Genomic DNA, 23220 nt, shown 5'->3' on the forward strand with positions numbered 1-23220 from the left:
ATGTCCACTAAAGAGCCGTTGAAGACTACGACGTTGATAGGTTGGATGTGGAAGTGCGGTGACGCATGAAGCTGACCAATACTAATTGCTCGTGAGGCTTGACTATACAACACCCAAACAGTTGTATGTAAAGCATCAATTGATTCGATATTAAGCAAAATAACTTGATTTAGTTAACGCTTAAGAACAAAATACTGCAACTCAGATATGATCTGTTAATAACTCATTTGGTAGAAAACTTAGCACGAAGAGCACTGCTCTGAGATTAGACTAAGCAAGTATCCATAACAGTTGTGCTGGCGACAATAGCAAGAGTGAACCACCTGATCCCTTCCCGAACTCAGAAGTGAAACCTCTTAGCGCTGATGGTAGTGTGGGGTTACCCATGTGAGAGTAAGTCATCGCCAGCTCATTATTCGAAAACACCCCCTGACTAGTGCAGGGGGTGTTTTTTTATGTGGGGGGAAAAAAGAAAAAAGGAAAAGAACGTTATAAAAGTAGAAAAAGCTAAAGCACAAAAATAGGAAAACGAGAGATATTTAAAATGAATGAGGCTAAACAGCGCTAAAAATTTACATCAAGGTGAGTTTATATTCTTTATAGTGAAGTACGGTCTCAATGTATAAAAAGAATAGGATGTACATATGCTCCAAAATCTCGATGAAGTCTCTATTTTAGAGATATTGCAGCAACGCTTTGAGGCAAACATGCAGCGTCATCCAGAATTGCTTTGGGATGATGTAAAAAAACAATTGATTGCACAGCCCTCAAAACTAAAAATTTTAATCGAAATGGAAAATACAGGCGGTGAGCCAGATATTGTGACGCTGAATCGGCAATCTCATGACCTGATATTTTATGATTGCAGCTTAGAGTCGCCAAAACCTAGACGAAGCTTATGTTATGACCGTGATGCCTTGGAGAATCGGAAGGATCATCCTCCCAAAAATAACGTTATAGATATGGTGCGAGACATCGGTGCTCAGCTGCTGACAGAAGAGGACTATCGTGCGTTACAGCAAGTTTTTCATTTCGATTTAAAGACTTCGAGTTGGATCGTAACGCCAGCGGATATTCGGCAAAAGGGCGGGGCACTGTTTTGTGATCGACGTTATGATCATGTATTTAGCTATCATAATAGCGCGCAGTCATATTATGCGTCTCGTGGATTTCGCTGTAAGCTAGTGATTGCTTAATCTCAGTGCTATCAAGGTATTTAAAACAATCAAGAGCGTTAAAGTGAGCTTTTCTAAAGATGTAATTGCGTTTGTTTTTTAGACATTTAAAATTTTTCTAAACTAAAGATAGAAATAAATGATGGTGTGTCGTTCTGAAGTTTAATGAAAGAATAGAAGAATTAGACCTGAAAATAAGAGTATTATTATTTAAAAAAATCAGTTAAATAATCATATATTGATAATGTTTAATAATTAAACTAAAACATGAAAAATAACACAATTAACATGCACTTATAAGCAATTCGATTTATTAAACATACGTCTAATATCCCTAGAAATTACTGTTCCGTATATTCCGTGGCTGTTGAATTTTACTTAAAAATTCAATGAATGTTATGGACAAGTACTCATGGGAGATGAGAACGATGACAACGGAAAAAATAGACATAAATTCTGTAGTCGATAAGGCTAAATTTACCCCGTTCCACTTCAATGTAGTGGCTTGGTGCTTATTGATTATTTTATTTGATGGCTACGATTTAGCGATTAATGGCGTGGTTTTACCATTATTGATGCAAGACTGGGGCTTAAGTGCAATGCAAGCGGGGATGCTTGCCAGTACTGCGCTCGCAGGGATGATGTTTGGTGCCATGTTCTTTGGTTCTTTAGCAGATAAGATTGGCCGTAAAAAAGTCATCATGATCTGTATCGTTTTATTTAGTGGTTTGACCTTTGCCGGTGGTTTTGCGTCAAATCCAACAGAATTTGGTATTTTGCGTTTCTTGGCTGGTTTAGGGATTGGCGGTGTAATGCCTAACCTTGTGGCTTTAACGTCGGAATACGCGCCGCAGAAGATGCGTAGTACACTAGTAACGACGATGTTTAGTGGTTATGCAGTCGGTGGTGTGATGGCGGCACTTTTAGGTTCATGGTTCACCCCTGACTTTGGTTGGCAAATCATGTTCTTTATTGCGGGTATTCCACTTTTTCTTTTACCTGTGATTTGGAAATTTTTACCTGAATCTTTGGCATTTATGGTGAAAGAAAACAAACAGGAAAAAGCCCGCAGTATCGTGAAGCGCTTAGCACCTGAAGTGAAAGTGACTGAAAATACAGTGTTCACTTTACCACAGGAAAATGTACCAGAAGCAGCAAACGTGGTGAGCTTGTTCCGCCGTGGTCGTGCCGTAAATACATTGCTGTTTTGGGTGGCGTTCTTTACGTGCCTATTGACCATGTATGCGCTAAGCAGCTGGTTACCAAAACTGATGATGGCAGCCGGTTATTCTATGGATAACAGCTTAATGTTCATGATGGTCATGAACGTGGGCGCAGTTGTGGGTATTGTGGGCGGTGGTATTTTGGCTGACCGTTTCCATTTAAAACCTGTGTTGATGGTTTTGGGTATGATGGGCGCGATTGTGATGAGCTTGATGGGCTTCCAGTCTAATCAGTTCTTGCTATACATCTTGGTGTTCTTGGCAGGTGCTGCATCTATTGGTTCGCAAATGCTGCTGTACAGCTATGTGGCGCAGTATTACCCACTTGCTGTACGTTCGACGGGTATTGGTTGGTCTTCTGCCATTGGACGTATGGGCGCAATTGTAGGCCCGATTTTGATTGGTGGTTTGCTCGGTATGAACTTACCTGCGCATTTCAACTTTATGGCGGTAGGTTTACCTGTACTGATTACTGCAATCGCGGTTGCATTGATCATGCATGAAAATGACAGTGATAAAATTGATGTTAAAGATGCATCTACAGCCAAAGCTTAAGTTGTGATTCTTTAAAAAGAAAAGCCTCCGAAAGGGGGCTTTTTCATGTTATAAGAAATGAATTTTATTAAAAATTCATGTTAAAAATATGAGCGAAGAACAACTAATAGCAGAGGCAATTTTACAATTAAAACAAGAATCAGATATTCTTAAAGATTATATATTTCCAATAGCAATGGCTCTGTTTTCTTCTCTTTTTGGCGCATTGCTTGGATATTTTGTTTTTCATAGACAAGAAAAAACAGTGTTAGAAAAAAGAAAGTTAGACACCGTAAATAAATGGCTATTTTTAGGTAATGAAATCCATCAATCATTGATAGCTATCAAATTTAATTACAACAATAATTTGTGTAATGATCCATTAAAAAGATTTTTTGCCATACCTTTTATAATTTTGGAAGATAAAAATTATAGTTTTCCATATCATGAGTTAGCCTTTATATCTAGCAGCTCACCTTCCAAATGGAACAATATTCCCAATTTACTTATTTTGTTTTCCAACTATTCATCCGTAATTAAGATGCTACAGACCCGCAATGAATCAAATGAAAAAATTAAGAAGGAAATCTTGGATAAGAAACAGTCAAATAGGGCTAGTATAAATATTACTTGTCAGGAAATTTCACAAATTGCAGACCTAAGCGAATTAGCTCGTGTTATAGATTTAAGTGAGCGGCTAATAGTCTTAATAGATGATCTAATTATTGGGTTTTATGAATTTTTACAAGAGTTTCCTGAAGTTGCAAAGCAGAAAATAAATTTAAAATTGATAAAGGGATATGGATCAATTTTAACGTACAAACCGAATGATAATGCTGAGTTTCAGTCAATATTAAAGAGATCTCCTTTACCAGATTATAAAAAATTATCATCTATTTTGGAGCTTGACGAAGAGGAACTTATGGCAAGATATAGGCCATTATTTGAAAAATAATCCAAGGTCTGCATTATGAAACTCAACGCATTCTCCCCAATCCCTGAAGACGATGAAGAATTACATCTACCTGAACTGGTGTACTGGGCATCTTTAGGTGAACGCGCAGAAGTCGAAAAATCTTTGGCGAATGGCACAGATGTAAACACTGCCGATGAAGAAGGCTATAGCGCACTGCATGCAGCCGCAGAAAACGGCTATTTAGACGTAGTGAAACTATTGGTAGAGAAAGGTGCAAATGTACAGCATAAGACCCAATACACCGCTTTAGAACTTGCAGAGATGGCAGGTCATGACGATGTTGTGGCGTACTTAAAAAATTTGTAAGCCATATATTTTATAATGTTGATTCATAAAACACCCGCATGCAATATGCGGGTATTTTCATTTTAGTATTATTGTTGCTGTTGCTGTTGCTGTTGCTGTTGCTGTTGCTGTTGCTGTTGCTGTTGCTGTTGCTCAAGCTCCTGCTGAATCGCTTGATTAAACGCAGGCAAGTCATCTGGACAACGAGAAGTAATGAGCACCCAACCACTCGTATTACAGCGGTGCACCTGCTCATCGACCCAATGTGCACCCGCATTTTCCAAATCCAAACGAATACTTTTATAAGACGTCAGAGTTTTATCACGAATTCGTTCAGCATTAATGAGCGCCCAAGGACCATGACAAATTGCAGCAATAGGTTTTTGATGGTCAGCAAAGTTTTGAATAAGTCGCAGTGCATTTTCATCGATCCGTAGATGATCTGCATTGACAGTTCCGCCTGGAATTACTAAGACATCATAGTCTTCAGCATTTACGCTGCTCAATTGGGCATTGGGTTGGACTTCAGCTTCGACCTTTTTGTCTGCTTTTACTGTCTGGACCGCAGCATGTTTAACAGCGGCATGAATGGCTTCAATTCCCTTTTCATTTAAATAATTTAAGGGTTGAATCAGCTCATCATGTTCAACACCGACATTTGACGTTATCACTAAAGCTTTTAAAGTCATGATTGACTCCTTGCAATGAGGATTGTCTACCACGCTAACAAGCTGACGGATTTGGGTATGTAATAATTTCGCAGGAAACTGTAAGAAGTTTTGACAGAGATGTTATGCGAAAGTTCTAGATTAGAGCGAACTTTTAAAAATCAGCTAGAAAAAGAAAACCCCAACATCCTGTTGGGGTTTTCTTCGTATTTCGTGTTCTAGATACAACTCCTTGTCATATCTCACATCCTGATGCAGAAACTTATTGTTATTGTTTTATGTTTCGTAAACTTCCTGTCTCCTGATAACTGTAGATTAGGCCTGTTTCAGAAACTTGGAAAGCCGCAATTTTCTGCATGTCATGTAAGCCAAAACGTACAAAATTATTCTGTTACCTTTGCAAAGAAAAATCATCTGATTAATTGATTAGAATCAAATGATTATAAAAGGGAAGGGAACAGTAAATGAAACAATGTATACAATACTTTCGAACGCCTAGCCTCATCGTCGGTATCTTGATGACAGCCGCATGCCATGCGGAAAACACCACAACTACAGCACAAAATCAAACACTAAGCCAAGCTCAAAAATCGGCACAAATCCAGCAAGAACAGCGCTTTAAAATACAAAAAATCGCTCAATTTAATGAACCTTGGGCGTTTCAACAACTCCCAGATGGACGCTTATTGCTAACTCAAAGAAAAGGTCAACTGATCATCTTTAACCCGCAAAATCAGCAGAAAATACAGGTGAAAAACCTTCCCAAAGTAGCCTATGGCGGACAAGGCGGATTAGGTGATATTGCACTTGATCCGCAGTTTGAAAAAAATCATCAAATATACCTGAGCTATGCAGAAGCAGGACAGGGCGGTTATGGCGCTGTCATCGAAAAAGCCATATTAAACCTCAATGAAGCTGCGCCAAGTTTAAAACAGCGAATAATCATTTGGAGGCAAATTCCAAAAGTAGAAGGTCAAGGCCATTATTCACACCGTATGCAATTTGGAACAGATGGAAAATTATGGGTGAGTTCGGGCGAACGTCAGAAGTTTGATCCTGCACAAGATTTGCAGTCAAATTTGGGTAAAGTGCTGCGCTTAAATAGTGATGGAACGCCTGCTGCAGATAATCCATTTCAGACCCAAGGCGAAGTTGCCAAGCAAGTCTGGAGCTTCGGGCACCGTAATCCTTTAGGCATGGCATTTGATGCAAAACAGCAGCTTTGGGTGGCCGAAATGGGACCGAAAGGCGGCGATGAGTTAAATCTTGTGCAGCGTGGGAAAAACTATGGCTATCCGCATGTGTCGAATGGTGATCATTATGATGATCAACCGATTCCTGATCATCATACACGGCCTGAATTTGAAGCGCCTGCCATCAGCTGGACACCGGTGATTTCACCGTCAAGTTTGATGTTTTACCAAGGGCAAAAGTTCCCCTTGTGGAAAAATAAAGCGCTGATTGGTGGCTTATCTTCAGAAGCGATTGTGATTGTTGATACAGAGCTTAAACCTGTCCAAGAAATACAACGAATTGCCATGCCACAGCGTATTCGAGGACTCATTGAAGCCAAAGACGGCAGTATTTGGGGCATTGAAGATGGAGAAAAGGCATGGTTATTCAAAATTGATCCAAAATAGTGTTTAAAAAATAAACAAAAAATTCAAAAAATAAAAAAAAGCCCCTACGGGGCTTCTCACATACAGGCCTGCACGAATTTTAAATACGTCAGCTAAGCCGCATAGTGCTCATCGGCATTAAATACATTGGCTTGAATTTGAATTAATTTACGATTTCCTTGTTCTCCATTCATCCGCCAATGCGCAATTTTAATATTATCCACAATAGCAACATCGCCTTTATACCACTGTAAAAGCAGGGCATCTTTATACATCGCATCAAAAAATTGCTGCTTTTCGGCATCGTTCCATTCAATTTGTTGACCTTCTGGCGTGTAAATTTCCCATGTCAGTTGCATGCCGTCCGCCGTTGAATCGATTTCAATCTCCCCGCGATTTTCAAAGCAATTTTTGGCCGCCTGATGGGCAAATGGATTGGTATTATTGGCAAAAGCCCACGGCTGAATCACATGCTTTTTTGTATCAGGGTGATGAATCACCAGTGGCGAACGCTGCAAGGTCAGTTTGGCTTTTTTATCTTGTCGAATCTCTAAACTAAACGGGCTCTTTTTCAGCAATAACCGATCAAATAATCCCACCTCGCGCGCCGAGACATAAGAAAAATGGTTCCATGCGCCGAGATATTTTTCCTGTAGATGTTTCGGAAAATTCTCCCAAATTTGCTCTAAGTTATTAAATCCTGTTTCTGCTAAATACGTCGATGGTTCCTGACAAAATAAGGCGATATAACGCGAGCGTTCTGAGCGCACGCCGCCTTCAACATGCGGGCCTTGTACCGAGTTTTCGACTGGACCCAATTGCACTGTGTTGCGGTCTATATAACGACGGTAGTCGCCAGCGCCGAGCAATTTCTCGCTGTATTTTCGCATCCAAGATGCAACCCAGCTGGGCATATTGGGGTTAAATGCATTCCATGGCGTAAACTGAAAATATTGTTCAATCAGTTGGTTAAATTGTTCGGGTTGCTCGATGTTAAAACCACGGAACAGCAAAATGCCATTTTCATGGATTAGTTGTAAAAGCTCTTGTCGATGCGCGCCAATATATTGTGCAAGATCTTGCGGGCTATTGTGTTCTGGAGCGGCATGAAAAATGCGGGTAAAACTATTCAGTTGTTGCTGTTGCAATTGCATAGGTCATTCTCTAATTTTTTAATTCAATTTTTATTGTTGTCGCCTAATCCCTAAGCGCTGACAGTTCGAGCTGCTGAACTCGCAGCCGTTATTCTGTCTAAATTCTCTGCCGATTATAAGTACAGTTTTACTGTTGCGATGTAAGTATTGTTGATAAATTGCGATTTTTCGACGAATAGAGTGCGATCGTTGAATGAATCTAAAAAGCCCTCGACATCCTATCGAGGGCTTTTTAGATTCATTCTAAAGATATGACTCCTGTCATACCGATCAGCGTTCCTGCTGCATGTGCATTATTTATTTTTATTGCAAGACATCCTGTCTCTGTATGTTCTTACTATAGGCGCGTTGCTGTTGAGGCTACAGGCGTAAATACTGCAAGTGCTGTAGGTAAATGCCTACAGCAGAACGTCGCTAAATCCTGCTAGTGTAGTGATCTAAATAACAACAATGAGTTTCGCGCATGCCTGCAACACAAATCGATATACGGATGCAATACAGCATAGAATAAGAACAACAGCTGATAAATGCTGTTTTTGACGCCTTACAACAGAGTTTTCAATTGCCTCGATATGACCGCAATATACGTTTGCAAGTGCATGCGCCACATCGGTTTCAGGTGTTTGATCATTTGACGCAGCCTGAGCGCTTTACGCATATCACCATTGATTGTTTTGCGGGACGAACCTTAGCAACCAAGCGTAAGTTATATCAATTACTGGTGCAAAATTTGGTGGAATTTGGTATTCCAGCAGACCATATCATCATTACCTTACGTGAAAGCCCTCTAGAAAATTGGGGGATTCGAGGTGGTCAAGCCGCCTGTGATGTTGATTTAGGTTTTCAGGTGGATGTTTAGTCTGTGCAAATACATGGATTGTTGCTTTCATGAAGCCTAAACGAAAAAGCCCCGACATCCTGTCGGGGCTTTTTCGGATTCATTCTAGCGGTATAACTCCTGTCCTACCGTTAAGCTTCCTGCTCATTGTCTTATCATTGTTGTTTTATGTTCAGTGACATCCTGTCGCTGTATGGCCTTAATATAAAAGTAATCCAATAACGTGAATAGTGTCTATTATCCGCATCTGATGTAAGCCAAAACTTACAACACCTAAATTATCATTCTGTCCGTCGCGTCAATGTATTGCACAGCATTAAGGCTATCGACCGATAGAACTATTGACCCAAATCGATCTAAACCTGTTTTAAAACAGCGGGAAGCTGGTTTTGATGGGATTAAAATCTTCATCAGCGGTGTTACATATTTTTGCGATTAATTGGTTGAATGGTGAACTAATTTATCAGACATTAAAAATTCATAATGAAAAATATACAGGGAATAAGATCGATGCTAAGAACACTTACACAACAACGGACGACATCAAAACTTCAGCTCGCATTAGGCTGCGTCATTGCGCTTAGTGCTTCAGCAAGTTGGGCAGCATCTCCACAAGAGATTATGCAAATTGCGGAAAGTCAAAAGCAAAGTTATTTAGAGACCTTGAAAAACTTGGTCAATATTGAATCTGGCAGTAAAGATATTGAGGGATTGAATCAGATTGCCAAGGTGGTCGCAGAGCAATTAAAAGCCACAGGGGCTGAGGTGAACCTGATTCAGCCCAAAGACATCATGAAACTCGATGGTGCGCCAGATCAGACAGGGCCGATTGTAAAAGCGGTACTGAAAGGCAAAGGTAAAACGAACATTATGTTGTTGGCACATAATGATACGGTGTATCAAAAGGGCCAATTACAAGGTCAACCGTTTCGCATAGAGGGTAATAAAGCCTATGGTTTAGGTATTTTGGACGACAAGCAAGGTGTTGCTGCAGTGATTCATGTCTTGGATATGCTGAAACAGCTGAAGTACCAAGATTACGGCACCATTACGGTGTTAATTAATTCAGATGAAGAAATCAGTTCACCCGGCTCGCGCCAGTTGATTATGGATATCGCTCAAAATCAGGACGTTGTCCTCTCCTTTGAAACCGGTGGTATAGACGGAAGCTTGATGTTAGCCACCAGTGGGATTGGTGCGGCTTATTTAGATATTAAAGGGCGGGGTTCGCATGCGGGGGTAAAACCTGAAGCAGGGGTCAATGCCTTGACAGAACTGGCTTTTCAGATTCAACAATTGGAAAATCTATCCAATCCGAAAACGGGTTTAAAGCTGAATTGGACTGTTGCGACGGCTGGAAAAACCCGAAATGTGATTCCTGACCATGCGACAGCGCAGGCAGATGCTCGTTCTTTAAAACCACAAGATTTTGCTGAGTTGGAAAAAACCTTGAAGCAAAAAGTCAAAACCAAAAAATTAGCGGAAAGTCAGGTCGAAGTCAAATTTGAAGTCCGTCGTCCACCTTTAGAAGCTAGTCCACAAGCCAAAAAATTAGCCGCGACAGCCCAGCAGATTTACACAAAAGAATTAAAGCTGCCGATGAAAGTTGAAACGACCGCTTGGGGTGGTGGTACCGATGCCGCTTTTGCAGGTGTTAGTTCGAAAGCCGCGATCATAGAAGGAATCGGCATGTCTGGAGATGGATTACATTCAGATAAAGCAGAATATATTTTGACGGATTCTATCGTGCCGCGTTTGTACTTGGTGACCCGCTTAATTGTGGAGAGTTCTAAAAAGTAATCGTATCCAATTGGGTGAGACCCATTGAGCCATGGCCTTGAGTTCGGTTGTGGCTCATGTTAGAGCTATTCTTGTGTAGCATTTGAAATGAAAAAAGCCTCGACATCCTGTCGAGGCTTTTTCGGATTCATTCTAGCGGTATAACTCCTGTCCTACCGTTAAGCTTCCTGCTCATTGTCTTATCATTGTTGTTTTATGTTCAGTGACATCCTGTCGCTGTATGACCTTAATATAAAAGTAATCCAATAACGTGAATAGTGTCTATTATCCGCATCTGATGTAAGCCAAAACTTACAACACCTAAATTATCATTTTGTCCGTCGCGTCAATGTATTGCACAGCATTAAGGCTATCGACCGATAGAACTATTGACCCAAATCGATCTAAACCTGTTTTAAAACAGCGGGAAGCTGGTTTTGATGAGATTAAAATCTTCATCAGCGGTGTTACATATTTTTGCGATTAATTGGTTGAATGGTGAACTAATTTATCAGACATTAAAAATTCATAATGAAAAATATACAGGGAATAAGATCGATGCTAAGAACACTTACACAACAACGGACGACATCAAAACTTCAGCTCGCATTAGGCTGCGTCATTGCGCTTAGTGCTTCAGCAAGTTGGGCAGTATCTCCACAAGAGATTATGCAAATTGCGGAAAGTCAAAAGCAAAGTTATTTAGAGACCTTGAAAACCTTGGTCAATATTGAATCCGGCAGTAAGGATCTTGAAGGCCTGAATCAAATGGCCAAAGTGGTGGCAGATCAGTTGAAGAATGTCGGTGCTGAAGTGAGTGTGATCGAAAGTACAGATATTTATCGCATGGACGATACACCTGAGAAAATGGGACCAATAGTTAAAGGGGTATTGAAAGGTCAAGGTAAAAGTAAAATCATGATGATCGCGCATATGGATACGGTTTATGAACGGGGAATGCTTAAAAACCAACCGTTTAAAATTGACGGTAATCAGGTCTATGGCTTAGGTATCATTGATGATAAACAAGGGGTAGCTGCAATTTTGCATGTTTTGAATACCCTTAAAAAATTGAATTATAAAGACTATGGCACGATCACTGTTTTGATGAATTCAGATGAGGAAATCAGCTCACCTGCCTCACGTAAGTTGATTACAGAAACAGCACAAGATCAGGATGTGGTGTTGTCTTTTGAAGGGGGCGGTAAAGATGGTAACTTACGTCTGGCAACCAGTGGCATTGGCGCAGCCTACTTAGAAATTAAAGGAAAATCTTCACATGCCGGTGTGAAACCTGAGGCAGGGGTGAATGCACTCACTGAGCTCTCTCACCAAATTGCACAAATGCAAAATCTATCTGATCCTAACACTGGGTTAAAGCTGAATTGGACTGTGGCGGAAGCGGGTAAAACACGCAATGTCATTCCAGAACATGCTGCTGCACAGGCGGATGTCAGAGCACTACGTGTCCAAGACTTTGAGGCCGTGGAAAAAACGTTAAATGAGAAAATCAAAAATAAAAAGTTATCAGATAGCCAAGTCAGTGTGAAATTTGAAGTCCGCCGTCCACCGTTGGCTGTAAATGATGCCTCTAAAAAGTTGGCTGAAAAAGCGCAAGACATCTATAAAAATGAGTTAAACATTCCATTGACTGTTTCTTTGACTCCAACAGGAGGCGGTACTGATGCTGCTTTTGCTGGAGTAAAGTCGAAAGCTGCTGTAATTGAGGGAATGGGATTATCAGGAGATGGGGCTCACTCAAGCAATGCAGAATATATTTTAAAAGACAGTATTATTCCGCGTTTGTATTTGGCAACACGATTAATTGTGGATGTGTCGAAAGCAAGATAATATTCTATATCGCAATGATTAGAAGGAGCCTACCTAGGTGGGCTTCATTATGATTAAGCATACAGAACGAAATGAAAAAGCCCCAACGTCCTGTTGGGGCTTTTTCGTATATTGCTAAGATTCAACTCCTGTCAAATCAATCGCTTCCTGCATGTTCCATTCTTTTTATTCTAGAAACTTCCTGTCTCTGTATGGTTTAACTATAAATAAGGTGCTTCAATTAGCATAGTGGTCAAGGACGCCATCTGCAGTAAGCATTTTCTTACATCGAACGCATGACATGAGTTAAGCACTCACATATTGCAGTAATTTTTTGAAAATCGCTTTAACTGCTTTGTTGTCAAATTCATTCGGTTCGAATTTATCTGCTTGATTGCGCGTGAAAATATCACGAATTTCGACCACAGCATTACTGTCAATTAAGCCCAATTGGGTTGCCACTTGACGAATTTGATCAATCGAACGTGAACCATTGGTGCCACCATAGCTAACGTATGCCGCAGGTTTTCCGGCCCATTCTTTACCGAGGTAATCCAATGCATTTTTGAGCGCAGGGCTGTAGCCGTGGTTATATTCAGGGCTAATGAAAATAAATGCGTCACCTTGTGCGATTTTATCTGCCCATGCTTGTTGTTTGGGTTGGTCATAAATGCCTGTTAAAGGCGGATGTGCGCCTGCAAAAATTGGCAGATCCCATTCTTTTAAATCGACAATTTCAGTTTCTACGGTACTGTAGTCATAGCTTTCGATTTCTGAAAGTAGCCAGTTGGCAATCTTAATTGCCGTACGGCCTTCGCGGACACTGCCGACAATAATATGAAGTTTCATCGTATTTCCCGTCTTGTTTTAAAGTCTTGCATTAAATTAATATGAATTTGGTCCGTTGCATATACAGAAAATGTATCGAGTCGATTGATAGTTATAAAAATAGTGATAAAAAAAGCTCCTGAAGGAGCTTTTTATTTGCTGAAACTTAGATCAGTTTTACGCCTTGTTGACCGGCAGGGGTCACTTTGAAAATTTCAACTTCAAAGGTGATATTTTTACCAGCTAGAGGGTGGTTGAAATCCACTTCGGTAATGTCTTCACCGACGGTTTTGATCACCCCATACAGACTTTGTTTGGCTTTATCTTCAAACTCAATCATATGGCCTTCGACAGGACGTTGCTCAAATTTGACGGTATCGAATTTTTGTACGTTTTCAGGGTTCCATGGACCAAATGCATCTTCAGGAGGAAGGCTCACGGTACGGCGGTCACCTGCACGTAAACCGAATAAAGCTTTCTCAAAACCCGGTAATAAGCTGCCATCACCCATGACAAGGCTGACAGGTTCAGCACGGCTACGGGTATTGTCAATTTCTACGCCATTTTCAATAGCAACAGAAAAGTGAAGGTCTACTTTAGAGCCTTCTTCAATACGAGTTTCCTCGTTAGGATTGATAAAATCAGTCATTTTGCGCTTCCGCACGTTGAATTCGGTGTTTTTCTAAGAAAAACGTATCGATAAGAAGCAGAATCGTGCCTAAAGTAATAGCACTGTCTGCAATATTAAATGCAGGAAAGTGGCTGTTGTTGTAATACACGTGAATGAAATCCACCACATAACCTAAAGATACACGGTCAATTAAGTTACCGATTGCGCCGCCTAAAATTAGGGCAATGGCAATCGGAAGGACTTTCACGTTTTTTGGCATACGCATGAGCCAAAATACAAAAATGACAGACACAAGTCCTGCGAGTGAAGTAAAGAAATAACGTTGCCATCCACCGGCATCGGACAAGAAACTAAAGGCAGCGCCATAGTTATGTAGTAATGTCCAATTTAAAAAGGGCATGACAGGTACAGGATCTGCGTAGTTCAGATGTGTACTTGCAATCCATTTGGTCCATTGATCCAAAATAATGGCAACAATGGATAAGCCCACCCACACTAAATTGTGTGGGTAGAATTGAAAGAAGCCCTTTTTTTCTTGTGGATTAGGCATATTTTCTCTCTTCGCCTTGACCTGTAGGAAGGTTAATAATACAACGAGAACAAAGACCTGGATGTTCGTGATGTGTATTCACATCTGGCAGTACATGCCAGCAGCGCGCACATTTTTCACCGTCAGCAGCAGAGACTTTGACATTTAAACCGTCAAGGTCAGAGGCTTCACCTTGCGCTGCATCAAACTCATTGACAATCACTTGAGAAGTGATGAGGACAAAACGCAGTTCTTCACCGAATTTGTCTAAAACAGCTTTCAGTTCAGCATTGGCCCAAAGTTCAACTTTTGCAGACAAGTTTGAACCCACAGTTTTTGCAGTACGTGCAGCTTCAATAAACTTGTTCACTGCAGATTTGACAGTGATTAAGGTTTGCCATTCAGCTTCAGTCACCAGATTCGCTGTAGAGGCTACAGGAATGTCATACCACTCCGCAGTAAATACATATTTCTCAGATTGCTCTGGAATCAGTGGCCAAGCTTCTTGTGCGGTGAAACTCAAGATTGGAGACATCCAACGGACAAAGGCTTGAACCAAGTGATACAACGCAGTTTGTGCAGAATGACGCGCTGCTGAGTCTGCCTTAGTGGTGTACTGACGGTCTTTGATGATGTCGAGGTAGAAACCACCCAAGTCATTAATACAGAAGTTGGTCAATGCGCTGGTCACGATATGGAAGTTCATATCTTCATAGGCTTGCTGAATGGTTTTCTGTACTTCCGCAGCACGTTGCAAGATGTATTGATCCAGTGCGATCAATTGATCGACAGGCAAAGCATCCGTCGATGGTTTGAAGCCATTCAAGTTAGCCAACAAGAAACGCAATGTGTTACGTATACGGCGGTAACCATCTGATGCACGGCTAAAGATTTCTTTACCTGCAGTCATTTCATAACGGTAGTCTGCAGAGGCGATCCAGAAACGTAGACCATCTGCACCCATGTCTTTAATGATGTCTTGTGGAGTGATCACGTTACCGATCGACTTCGACATTTTGCGGCCTTTTTCGTCAACAACGAAGCCGTGAGTCAATAAGCCTTTATAAGGTGCGCGGTTATTAATCGCCATAGACGTCAACAATGAAGACTGGAACCAGCCACGATGTTGGTCAGAACCTTCAAGGTACAAGTCAGCAGGGTCTTGCAATTCTTCACGTTCACGGAGTACTGCAAAGTGTGTTGTTCCAGAGTCAAACCAAACGTCTAGCGTATCGCGAACCGCATTGTACTGCTCTGCATCTGCACCGATAAACTCAGACGCATCACGGTTATACCAACCATCAATACCTTCTTGTTCAATCAGCTTCGCCACTTCTTCGATCAGCTCAGGCGTACGCGGGTGAAGTTCGTTAGTATCTTTATGCACGAAGAATGGAATTGGCACGCCCCATGTACGTTGACGTGAGATACACCAATCTGGACGACCTTCAATCATCGATTGGATACGGTTTTTACCCCAATCCGGTACGAAGCTGATGTCATTTTCAATCGCGTTCAATGCACCTTGGCGTAAACCTTTTGCATCCATGCTGATGAACCATTGCGGTGTTGCACGGAAGATAATCGGTGTTTTATGGCGCCAGCAATGTGGATAGCTATGTTTGATCACCACATGTGCCCAAAGTTTGCCTGCTTCGGTTAAAGCAGCAATGATTTTTGGATTAGCTTTGTAGATGTGCTCGCCTGCAAAAATTGGTGCAGTCGGTAAATACACACCGTTGCCGCCAACTGGATTGTCGACTTTTAGGTTGTACTGTAAGCCAACTTTATAGTCGTCCACACCATGGCCTGGCGCGGTATGTACAGCACCTGTACCACTGCCGTCTGTGACATGCTCACCTAAGATTACTGGTACTTGGCGTTCAGCAATTAACGGATGTTGTAGTACTAGGTTTTCAAGTTTTGCACCAGCAAACTCAGCAATCACTTCAACTGCGTTAAAGCCATAACGCTGCGTTGCAGATTCAACTAATGATTTTGCAAGGATGAAGTTTTGCGCTGCTTTGTCTTCGCCAGTTGCTTTCACCAATTGGTATTCAAGCTCAGCATGTAGAGCAACCGCTTGGTTGGCAGGCATAGTCCAAGGCGTGGTTGTCCAGATTACGATATCTGTAGAATCGCTAACTGTAACACCTAGGCGTGCAGATAAATCAGCTAAATCAACAACGTTAAAACCAACGTCAATCGCATCTGATTTTTTGTCTTCGTATTCTACTTCAGCTTCAGCTAAGGCAGAACCACAGTCCAAACACCAGTTTACAGGTTTAAGACCCGGCTCAATATGGCCTGCTTTAGCAATTTCACCGAGCGAACGAACGATGTCGGCTTCTTGTTTGAAGTTCATGGTGAGGTAAGGGTTGTCCCAATCACCAAATACGCCCATACGCACGAAGTCTTTTTTCTGTAATTCGACTTGGGTGTAAGCATATTCACGGCACGCTTTACGGAAAGTGGAGGCATCTACTTTCACGCCGACTTTACCGACTTTTTCTTCAACTTTCAGTTCGATTGGAAGACCATGACAGTCCCAACCTGGTACATACGGCGCGTCAAAACCGTCCATCACACGGCTTTTGATGATGATGTCTTTCAGGACTTTATTCACCGCATGGCCTAAGTGAATTTGGCCATTTGCGTATGGAGGGCCGTCATGAAGCACATATTTTTTCTTGCCAATACGCGATGCACGAATCTGCTGATAAATGTTGTCGGCATACCACTCTTCTAACCATTTCGCTTCACGTACTGCGAGATTTGCTTTCATCGCAAATTCAGTACCTGGGAGGTTTAGCGTGGCTTTATAATCCACTGCATTTTCAGGAGTTTGCTTATCGCTCATGCAAGTTGTCTTCCAAATTTATCAGCCCGTTGACTGACGCGTTTTACAATAAATAATCGGGGTTTAAAAGGGGAAATGAGGGTGCTGACCTCGAAACTCAAGGAGCTTTTCGACGTCATCATCAATTCCCGCTTTCAGTGCTTCAAGCGAAGGGTAGTCCTTTTCGCCATGTAAAAAGTTCAAGAACGTCACCCGCATTAACAGGCCATACAGATTAGCAGAAACATCAGGAAAATGTACTTCTAATCGCCATTCAGGATGTTCCTGTTTAATCGCGGGACGCGTACCAACATGCCCTGCACCAAACAGGGCAGAGGGTGCATAACCTGCAACCCCTAATTTGTCAGCATTTTCGCTTTTTACTTTATCTGTTAAAGATTCGGTTTCACAAATGACATCGACTGCATAAATGCCATTTAAACAAGGTTTATGACGGTTTAAACGCACATTAATGGTAGGAAAATTAATCGTGCGACCGATTTGATCGCCATATTGCACACGACCGGTGATGCTATATGGACGACCTAAAAGTTTTGCGGCATGGGCAAGGTCGCCTGCTTGTAAAGTCTGACGAACCAGTGTTGAACTGACACGTTCGCCATCGACTTCGACATTTTGCAGGGCTGTGACTTGGAAGCCGTATTGGCGTAAAAATTCGCTATTGCCTTGACGGTTTTTGCCAAAGTGGTGATCTTCGCCCAAAACTAAACTTTGTGTATTGAGCTTATTTTTTAAAATATCGGCAAATTCTTCAGCGCTGAGATTACGAAAGGCATTGTCAAATTTCGCCACCACAATATAGTCGACGCCCAGTTCAGTTAAATATTCGACTTTTTCACGTAGTGAACTGATTCGAGGTGGAGCGTCATAAGCTTTAAAGAATTCAAGTGGTTGTGGCTCAAAAATCATCACAGCTGTTTTTAAGTTTTGTTGCTGTGCTATGTCTTTGAGCTGGCTGACCATCGCTTGATGACCCAAATGTACGCCATCAAAATTGCCAATGGTCACGGCAGTTTTGGGGAGTTCTAAGTGGGGCGCTAAAGCATTCAGACGGAGCAGCTTCATGGGCGAATCAATTGTTGAAAATGTTTGAGGGCTATATATTGCCATAATCTTCTGCGTTCGTCTTGTTGTTGTGTTTTTACTCAAGTTTTTTTATGCAGAGATGAATTTGTTATCAGTAAAATAAATTATAAAAATAAATATTAATCAATTTTTCTTATTTAATGGTGTGCTTAAACTATAGACATTCCATTTTGATGAGCATCATGCGATGAAAATGCCATTTTATCAACTCCAGCATAAACAAGACTTGATTCGTCATTTCACCCCAAACTGGTTTACGGTGGTGATGGGCACAGGTGTGGTGGCCCTCATTTTACCATCTATAGCGTTGGCGCCGCAGTGGATGTGGTCCATCGGAGCAGGGTTGTGGCAGATCAGCATCGTGTTGTTCATATTGTTTAGTGGGATGTATCTCAGCCGATGGATCTTGTATCCACAAGAAGCCAAGCAGATTTTCCAGCATCCGGTGATGAGTTTATTTCTTGGGGCAATCCCCATGGCACTGGCAACCCTGATCAATGGCGCATTGAAATTTGGCACCACGCTGTACACTGAGTTTTTGGGCGTAAGCATCATCACATGGGCTGAATATTTATGGTATGTCGATGTGTTGATGGCAATTGCGATTGCATGGTGTGTTCCCTTTCTGATGTTTAGTCGTCAGCAACATGCGCTGCAAGGCATGACCGCAGTATGGTTATTGCCGATAGTGGCTTGCGAGGTGGCTGCCAGTTCAGGCGGTTTATTGTTGGCACATTTACCTGCACAGGCTCATGCTGTCCATATTTTGCTGGGGAGTTATCTCCTTTGGGGAATCTCAGTATTTCCAGCCTTTGCCATCTTAAGCATCTTGTTGCTGCGTCTGGCTTTACATCAACTTCCAAGTAAGGAAATGGCGATCAGCAGTTGGTTGGCCTTAGGACCGATTGGGACAGGGGCTTTAGCGCTGTTACTTTTGGGAGAGCAAGCCCCACGTATTTTGACAGCAGTAAATTTGGTTGATTTAGGACAGGTGTTACTTCAAGGCGGTGTGTTTGCAGCCCTTGTTCTACTTGGATTTGGTGTATGGTGGTTTGGAGTCGCTATACTCATCACGCTAAAACATTTACGAGATTTACCCTTTAATCTCGGGTGGTGGGCGATGACGTTTCCATTCGGCGTTTTTAGTTTGGCGGTCATCCATTTGGCGGAACAAACGCAGTTACACGCTATTCAACAGTTCGGTACTTTTTTTGCAGTATTGCTCTGTACGCTTTGGACATTGGTGATGCTGAAAACCATACAAGGGTTTTATCGCGGCAGCTTATTTTTTTCTCCGTGTTTAAAAGCGTATTGTGATGCTCAGCGCGCATCTTAAATGATGTCGGGTGAATGTAAATCCGTTGAAGAAAACTATTGCGCGTTGGCTTTGACGGATTTCAGCAAACAAATATAGAGCTTCTGCAAGCGTGTGATGCAGTTACGTTATTTTGCTATCCAAGCAAAACATTCATGTATAAAATTTGCGCGTATTTTCGAGAGATCAATTGGCTTCGAGATATAAACTTGCTTGAAGTATAGGAACTAGAGCAAGGCATATGGATTAAAACAAAAAAGATAAAAATAAGGATCGAATTATGTGTAATCAAACCAGTTTTTGGGATGATGCCAAAGGATTATTAGAAGAGTGGTACGTCGCTTGTACCTCTAAAGAACTCAAAAAAGATCAACCTTTTTCAGCCACCCTGTATGGTAAAAAAATTGTTCTGTTCCGACAAAAAGATGGAACAGCCGCTGCATTGCTCGATCAATGTGTGCATCGTGGTGTGCCTTTGTCTCAGGGTAAAATGACTGATGGCTGCGTTACATGTCCATATCATGGTTGGTCGTATCAGGGTGATGGCCATGTGGCGCATATTCCCAGTGTCAATGGGCAGTTTTTTCCAGAAAAACCGCATCCCTTTAAACAGCGTAGTTTTGATGTGTGTGAGCAAGATGGGGTGGTATGGATTTATCTCGGTGAAAAGCCCAAACAGGAACGCCCAGAAATATTTAAATTACCGTTTTATGATCAAGCCGGCTGGGTCAGCTATTACATGGTCGGCAGTTATGATGGTGAGATGGGCGCTGTTGCACAAAATATTATGGATGTGACCCATACCATATTTGTGCATGAAGGCTGGTTTCGTTCAGAGTCGGGAAAAGCCGTGGATGCCACCATAGATGTGGGGCCGCGCAAAGTAGTCGTTGACTATCATGACCATGATGCAGATGTTGGCATGATGCCATGGCTGACCAATCCGCATGGTGCTGAACAAGTCCACCGCGACAGTTTTATCGCGCCGAATATTACCTTGGTGGAATACCATTGGGGAGATCCGTCGGGCATGGTGTTTAATAGTCTGATTAGCCCTGTGGGACCGTATGAGTCAAGGGTTTATACCTGTGTTAGTTATAAATTTCCGATTCCAAAATTGTTGTCTAAGGCATTGATGCCGGCTGTGAATGCCTATACTTGGGTGGTCAACAAACAAGACATTAAAATTTTGTCAGCGCGAAGAGTTGGCATCGAGCATATGCCGATGACCCATTCGCATAGTGTACGAGGGGATATGGCACATATTGCCTTAGAGAAGATTTTAGATGCCTTACGTCACGACCAACAATTGGCACCATCTTTTATTGGCAAACGTCCGATGCAATTTCAAATTTGATAGCAGTTGAATCTGCTTGAGGAGTTTATTTTTCTGAGCAATGTGATTTTTGAAGCTGATTTTTTCTGCGCACGTGCAAATGTATGCTATATGAAGGCATCAATTTGAGGAGACCGCTATGCGTCAGCAAATCGCTTTAATTATGGCACTGCCGAGTGAATCTAAAGGCTTGTTTGAAGCTGCAGGCATTGAAGTGCATTACAGTGGTATTGGTAAAGTCAATGCCGCATTTAAAGCCTTTGATGTGATTCAAAAAACCGGATGTCATACTTTGCTGAATTTGGGCACTGCGGGAAGTTCACATTTTGATGCACATGCTTTGGTTGAAGTGGCTCAATTTGTACAACGGGATATGGATGTATCGCCTTTGGGTTTTGATGTCGGGGTGACCCCGATGGATACCGATCATCCTGCTGAAATTCAGCCAGAGAGCATGTTTAGTCATTTGCCTAAAGGAATTTGTGGTACAGGCGACAGCTTTGAAACTGAGCTGCCGAAAGTACCGTGTAATCTTGTCGATATGGAAGGCTACGCAATCGCTAAAGTATGTAAAAAACTGGGTGTTCGCTTTGTGTCGGTAAAATATATTACCGATGGTGCGAATGACACAGCACATTTGGATTGGGAAGAAAATTTATTATTCGGCGCAAAGAAATTATTGGAATTATATCAAACAGTAAAATAAGGCATTTAGCTAATTTCGGTCGGCGACCATAGAATGCTATGGTCGTATGCCAATTCGACCCAATTCAATTTACTTTTCTGGGCGTGGAATTACACCGTAAAGCATCATATGAACGGTATGTTGAATAATCCGTTGTTGCATACTGCGATTACGTAAGGTTTTTCCAGTGACCATTTCCATTTGGGTTGCAAAGTCAGCATAGTTTTGCGTGATTGCCCAAATGTTCAGAATTAAAAGTTCTGGATCAATATCTTTTGAAATTTTGCCTTGTTCTTGCCAGTTGCTAATGACTTTGGCTTTGCGTTTCACTAATTTTTTTAGTGGGCCTTTTAAAATTTCAAGAATGTGTGGTGCGCCCTGAATGACTTCAAGTGCGAACAAACGTGAGGCTTTCGGTTGCGTACGAGATACTTCAATTTTCTGCAATAGATAATTGGTGATCGCTTCTTCAGGCTCAAGGTCTGCTTCCAACATTTGTAGCGGAGCAAGCCACTTTTGTAGAACCGTTGTCAGAACTTCAACATAAAGCGCTTCTTTATTTTCATAGTAATAGAAAATATTCGATTTATGCATTTCTGCAATCTGTGCGATCTCATCCAAGCTGGCGCCATTGAAGCCATACAGGGAAAAGACATCCAGTGCTGCATTAAGCAACTGGTGGCGTTTCTGGGTACTCTTTTTTTGTTCCATTAGCTCTTTTAAGAAAATGAAAAGGGAATATTGAATTGTACGGCAAATCAACAGATTTGTGCACAATCATCGTTTTTAATTTTATGAATTTTGGCAGTTTATTCTGTTCAATGGTCAAATAAATACGACGAATGCCATAATATTTCAAATAATCATTTTAGGGTGAAATTTAAATAAATCATTATTTTTAGTCATGGATTTATATGATTTGTCGTAATTTTTGTGATGTATTTGTCAACAGGCGATAAATCTACCCTCAATGCTAAACATGGTTTTGTTGCGATATTGTTCTTGAATAGTACAGGAAGTCACACGGTTTAAGTGATGATTTCCTGCACAAGTACAGCTTAAGTGGCCAACACCGCTTGTAAGACTTGTTGTTCAAGTTCAGTAAATTCAATGCCTTTTTTTCGTGGACGGGCCAAATCGACACAAAATTCTTTGGCAATATGGCCTTTATCCAGCAAGATAATTCGGTCTGCTAACTGCACGGCTTCACTTACATCATGTGTGACCAAAATTGCGGTAAAACCCTGTTCAGTCCAAAGTTTTTCAATCAAATTCTGCATATCTAAACGTGTTAAGGCATCGAGCGCACCCAGTGGTTCATCTAGCAGCAAAATGCGTGGTTTATGTGACAATGCACGTGCCAGTGCAGTACGTTGACGTTGCCCCCCTGATAGCTGTGTTGGCCAAAGCCCCGCTTTGTCTTTTAAACCAACTTTCTCGAGGAGTGCTGTGGCATTGGCATGTTGGTCTTTGCTTAAACCGAGTTGCACATTTTTCTCAATGCTACGCCAAGGCAGAAGGCGAGGGTCTTGGAACATCACACGAATATCATCACTGGTGATGCCTTCACGAATATGACGTGCAGACTTAAATTTAATTTCGCCATAACTGGGCTTTTCTAAGTCGGCGATGAGGCGAAGCAGGGTACTTTTACCACAGCCACTACGACCGACAATCGCCAAGAATTCACCGGGTTGAATATGCAGGTCTAGGTCTTCAAGGACTTTAACATCGCCATAAAATTTGTGTAGTTGTTCAATCAGAATCTCTGCGCCCAACACCGCATGGGGGTTGATATCCTCGACTGAAGAACGCTGAGGTTGGGTTGAGTCGTCTGCATGACGGCTTATGCTTAAATCGGTCATCACA

Annotated in this window: 21 protein-coding genes and 2 rRNA genes; 14 read left to right on the forward strand and 9 right to left on the reverse strand. The window is 41.7% G+C overall.

Annotated features, from left to right (window positions below; all coding sequences use genetic code 11):
• The 6 genes from FTV27_RS10890 to FTV27_RS10915 all read left to right on the forward strand — a co-directional run.
• A 23S ribosomal RNA gene (locus FTV27_RS10890) occupies positions 1 to 106 on the forward strand; the annotation flags it as partial.
• A gap of 189 nt (positions 107 to 295) precedes the next feature.
• Positions 296 to 410, forward strand: a 5S ribosomal RNA gene (gene rrf, locus FTV27_RS10895).
• Between the two features lie 234 nt (positions 411 to 644).
• Positions 645 to 1196, forward strand: coding sequence for a DUF4256 domain-containing protein (locus tag FTV27_RS10900; RefSeq protein WP_180078483.1), 552 nt, complete (start codon positions 645 to 647; stop codon positions 1194 to 1196).
• Positions 1197 to 1603: 407 nt separating this feature from the next.
• Positions 1604 to 2953, forward strand: a complete 1350-nt coding sequence (locus tag FTV27_RS10905) for an MFS transporter (protein WP_180078485.1) — start codon at positions 1604 to 1606, stop codon at positions 2951 to 2953.
• A gap of 88 nt (positions 2954 to 3041) precedes the next feature.
• Positions 3042 to 3887, forward strand: coding sequence for a hypothetical protein (locus FTV27_RS10910; RefSeq protein WP_180078487.1), 846 nt, complete (start codon positions 3042 to 3044; stop codon positions 3885 to 3887).
• A 15-nt stretch (positions 3888 to 3902) separates the two neighbouring features.
• Positions 3903 to 4214, forward strand: a complete 312-nt coding sequence (locus FTV27_RS10915; protein WP_180078489.1) for an ankyrin repeat domain-containing protein — start codon at positions 3903 to 3905, stop codon at positions 4212 to 4214.
• Between the two features lie 68 nt (positions 4215 to 4282).
• On the opposite strand, the gene FTV27_RS10920 is transcribed toward FTV27_RS10915, so the two are convergent.
• On the reverse strand, positions 4283 to 4882 hold the full coding sequence (locus FTV27_RS10920; protein ID WP_180078492.1) for a type 1 glutamine amidotransferase domain-containing protein: 600 nt from the start codon (positions 4880 to 4882) through the stop codon (positions 4283 to 4285).
• Positions 4883 to 5325: 443 nt separating this feature from the next.
• Between FTV27_RS10920 and FTV27_RS10925 the strand changes: the two genes are divergently transcribed.
• Positions 5326 to 6501, forward strand: coding sequence for a PQQ-dependent sugar dehydrogenase (locus FTV27_RS10925; RefSeq protein WP_249748488.1), 1176 nt, complete (start codon positions 5326 to 5328; stop codon positions 6499 to 6501).
• A 92-nt stretch (positions 6502 to 6593) separates the two neighbouring features.
• On the opposite strand, the gene FTV27_RS10930 is transcribed toward FTV27_RS10925, so the two are convergent.
• On the reverse strand, positions 6594 to 7634 hold the full coding sequence (locus FTV27_RS10930) for a TauD/TfdA family dioxygenase (protein ID WP_180078494.1): 1041 nt from the start codon (positions 7632 to 7634) through the stop codon (positions 6594 to 6596).
• 251 nt (positions 7635 to 7885) lie between these two features.
• Between FTV27_RS10930 and FTV27_RS10935 the strand changes: the two genes are divergently transcribed.
• The 4 genes from FTV27_RS10935 to FTV27_RS10950 all read left to right on the forward strand — a co-directional run bounded on the left by FTV27_RS10935 (position 7886) and on the right by FTV27_RS10950 (position 12102).
• Positions 7886 to 8062: a hypothetical protein gene (locus FTV27_RS10935; protein WP_171263829.1), complete on the forward strand. Its 177-nt coding sequence runs from the start codon at positions 7886 to 7888 to the stop codon at positions 8060 to 8062.
• A 92-nt stretch (positions 8063 to 8154) separates the two neighbouring features.
• Positions 8155 to 8493: a tautomerase family protein gene (locus tag FTV27_RS10940; RefSeq protein ID WP_180078632.1), complete on the forward strand. Its 339-nt coding sequence runs from the start codon at positions 8155 to 8157 to the stop codon at positions 8491 to 8493.
• A 489-nt stretch (positions 8494 to 8982) separates the two neighbouring features.
• Positions 8983 to 10272, forward strand: a complete 1290-nt coding sequence (locus tag FTV27_RS10945) for a glutamate carboxypeptidase (protein WP_180024678.1) — start codon at positions 8983 to 8985, stop codon at positions 10270 to 10272.
• A 537-nt stretch (positions 10273 to 10809) separates the two neighbouring features.
• On the forward strand, positions 10810 to 12102 hold the full coding sequence (locus tag FTV27_RS10950; protein WP_180024677.1) for a M20/M25/M40 family metallo-hydrolase: 1293 nt from the start codon (positions 10810 to 10812) through the stop codon (positions 12100 to 12102).
• Positions 12103 to 12387: 285 nt separating this feature from the next.
• Here FTV27_RS10950 and FTV27_RS10955 read toward each other — a convergent pair whose 3' ends face one another.
• From FTV27_RS10955 to ribF, 5 genes are all read right to left on the reverse strand, one after another.
• The gene (locus FTV27_RS10955) at positions 12388 to 12930 is read right to left on the reverse strand and encodes an NADPH-dependent FMN reductase (protein ID WP_180078495.1); all 543 of its coding nucleotides are present in this window, start codon (positions 12928 to 12930) and stop codon (positions 12388 to 12390) included.
• Positions 12931 to 13075: 145 nt separating this feature from the next.
• On the reverse strand, positions 13076 to 13558 hold the full coding sequence (locus FTV27_RS10960; RefSeq protein ID WP_078190656.1) for a peptidylprolyl isomerase: 483 nt from the start codon (positions 13556 to 13558) through the stop codon (positions 13076 to 13078).
• On the reverse strand, positions 13551 to 14090 hold the full coding sequence (gene lspA / locus FTV27_RS10965; protein WP_078190655.1) for a signal peptidase II: 540 nt from the start codon (positions 14088 to 14090) through the stop codon (positions 13551 to 13553). The genes FTV27_RS10960 and lspA overlap by 8 nt, the downstream gene beginning before the upstream one ends.
• The gene (gene ileS / locus FTV27_RS10970) at positions 14083 to 16929 is read right to left on the reverse strand and encodes an isoleucine--tRNA ligase (RefSeq protein WP_180024675.1); all 2847 of its coding nucleotides are present in this window, start codon (positions 16927 to 16929) and stop codon (positions 14083 to 14085) included. Before ileS ends, lspA begins: the two co-directional genes overlap by 8 nt.
• Before the next feature lie 63 nt (positions 16930 to 16992).
• On the reverse strand, positions 16993 to 17994 hold the full coding sequence (gene ribF / locus FTV27_RS10975; protein WP_111886018.1) for a riboflavin biosynthesis protein RibF: 1002 nt from the start codon (positions 17992 to 17994) through the stop codon (positions 16993 to 16995).
• Between the two features lie 208 nt (positions 17995 to 18202).
• Between ribF and FTV27_RS10980 the strand changes: the two genes are divergently transcribed.
• The 3 genes from FTV27_RS10980 to FTV27_RS10990 all read left to right on the forward strand — a co-directional run bounded on the left by FTV27_RS10980 (position 18203) and on the right by FTV27_RS10990 (position 21372).
• Positions 18203 to 19351 (forward strand): TDT family transporter, encoded by a 1149-nt coding sequence (locus FTV27_RS10980; protein ID WP_180078497.1) that lies wholly within the window; start codon positions 18203 to 18205, stop codon positions 19349 to 19351.
• Between the two features lie 259 nt (positions 19352 to 19610).
• Complete coding sequence (locus tag FTV27_RS10985) at positions 19611 to 20687, forward strand: aromatic ring-hydroxylating dioxygenase subunit alpha (RefSeq protein ID WP_180078499.1); 1077 nt, start codon at positions 19611 to 19613, stop codon at positions 20685 to 20687.
• A gap of 118 nt (positions 20688 to 20805) precedes the next feature.
• Positions 20806 to 21372: a 5'-nucleosidase gene (locus FTV27_RS10990; protein WP_180078501.1), complete on the forward strand. Its 567-nt coding sequence runs from the start codon at positions 20806 to 20808 to the stop codon at positions 21370 to 21372.
• A 69-nt stretch (positions 21373 to 21441) separates the two neighbouring features.
• On the opposite strand, the gene FTV27_RS10995 is transcribed toward FTV27_RS10990, so the two are convergent.
• A complete protein-coding gene (locus FTV27_RS10995; protein WP_078190649.1) occupies positions 21442 to 22062 on the reverse strand; it encodes a TetR/AcrR family transcriptional regulator in 621 nt (206 codons plus the stop codon).
• 347 nt (positions 22063 to 22409) lie between these two features.
• Positions 22410 to 23216, reverse strand: a complete 807-nt coding sequence (locus tag FTV27_RS11000) for an ABC transporter ATP-binding protein (protein WP_180024671.1) — start codon at positions 23214 to 23216, stop codon at positions 22410 to 22412.
• Positions 23217 to 23220: the final 4 nt, after the last annotated feature.

Origin of the sequence: Acinetobacter sp. YH12251 (genome assembly GCF_013417465.1) — a bacterium.
Taxonomy (GTDB): Bacteria; Pseudomonadota; Gammaproteobacteria; order Pseudomonadales; family Moraxellaceae; genus Acinetobacter; species Acinetobacter amyesii.

Coding starts and splice junctions, on each gene's coding strand:
- ribF (WP_111886018.1), bottom strand. CDS start 17,994: ATGAAGCTGCTCCGTCTGAATGCTTTAGCGCCCCACTTAGAACTCCCC.
- ileS (WP_180024675.1), bottom strand. CDS start 16,929: ATGAGCGATAAGCAAACTCCTGAAAATGCAGTGGATTATAAAGCCACG.
- FTV27_RS10910 (WP_180078487.1), top strand. CDS start 3,042: ATGAGCGAAGAACAACTAATAGCAGAGGCAATTTTACAATTAAAACAA.
- FTV27_RS10925 (WP_249748488.1), top strand. CDS start 5,326: ATGAAACAATGTATACAATACTTTCGAACGCCTAGCCTCATCGTCGGT.
- FTV27_RS11000 (WP_180024671.1), bottom strand. CDS start 23,216: ATGACCGATTTAAGCATAAGCCGTCATGCAGACGACTCAACCCAACCT.
- FTV27_RS10945 (WP_180024678.1), top strand. CDS start 8,983: ATGCTAAGAACACTTACACAACAACGGACGACATCAAAACTTCAGCTC.
- FTV27_RS10920 (WP_180078492.1), bottom strand. CDS start 4,882: ATGACTTTAAAAGCTTTAGTGATAACGTCAAATGTCGGTGTTGAACAT.
- FTV27_RS10915 (WP_180078489.1), top strand. CDS start 3,903: ATGAAACTCAACGCATTCTCCCCAATCCCTGAAGACGATGAAGAATTA.
- FTV27_RS10905 (WP_180078485.1), top strand. CDS start 1,604: ATGACAACGGAAAAAATAGACATAAATTCTGTAGTCGATAAGGCTAAA.
- FTV27_RS10950 (WP_180024677.1), top strand. CDS start 10,810: ATGCTAAGAACACTTACACAACAACGGACGACATCAAAACTTCAGCTC.
- FTV27_RS10985 (WP_180078499.1), top strand. CDS start 19,611: ATGTGTAATCAAACCAGTTTTTGGGATGATGCCAAAGGATTATTAGAA.
- FTV27_RS10935 (WP_171263829.1), top strand. CDS start 7,886: ATGACTCCTGTCATACCGATCAGCGTTCCTGCTGCATGTGCATTATTT.
- FTV27_RS10900 (WP_180078483.1), top strand. CDS start 645: ATGCTCCAAAATCTCGATGAAGTCTCTATTTTAGAGATATTGCAGCAA.
- FTV27_RS10995 (WP_078190649.1), bottom strand. CDS start 22,062: ATGGAACAAAAAAAGAGTACCCAGAAACGCCACCAGTTGCTTAATGCA.
- FTV27_RS10955 (WP_180078495.1), bottom strand. CDS start 12,930: ATGAAACTTCATATTATTGTCGGCAGTGTCCGCGAAGGCCGTACGGCA.
- FTV27_RS10990 (WP_180078501.1), top strand. CDS start 20,806: ATGCGTCAGCAAATCGCTTTAATTATGGCACTGCCGAGTGAATCTAAA.
- FTV27_RS10960 (WP_078190656.1), bottom strand. CDS start 13,558: ATGACTGATTTTATCAATCCTAACGAGGAAACTCGTATTGAAGAAGGC.
- lspA (WP_078190655.1), bottom strand. CDS start 14,090: ATGCCTAATCCACAAGAAAAAAAGGGCTTCTTTCAATTCTACCCACAC.
- FTV27_RS10980 (WP_180078497.1), top strand. CDS start 18,203: ATGAAAATGCCATTTTATCAACTCCAGCATAAACAAGACTTGATTCGT.
- FTV27_RS10930 (WP_180078494.1), bottom strand. CDS start 7,634: ATGCAATTGCAACAGCAACAACTGAATAGTTTTACCCGCATTTTTCAT.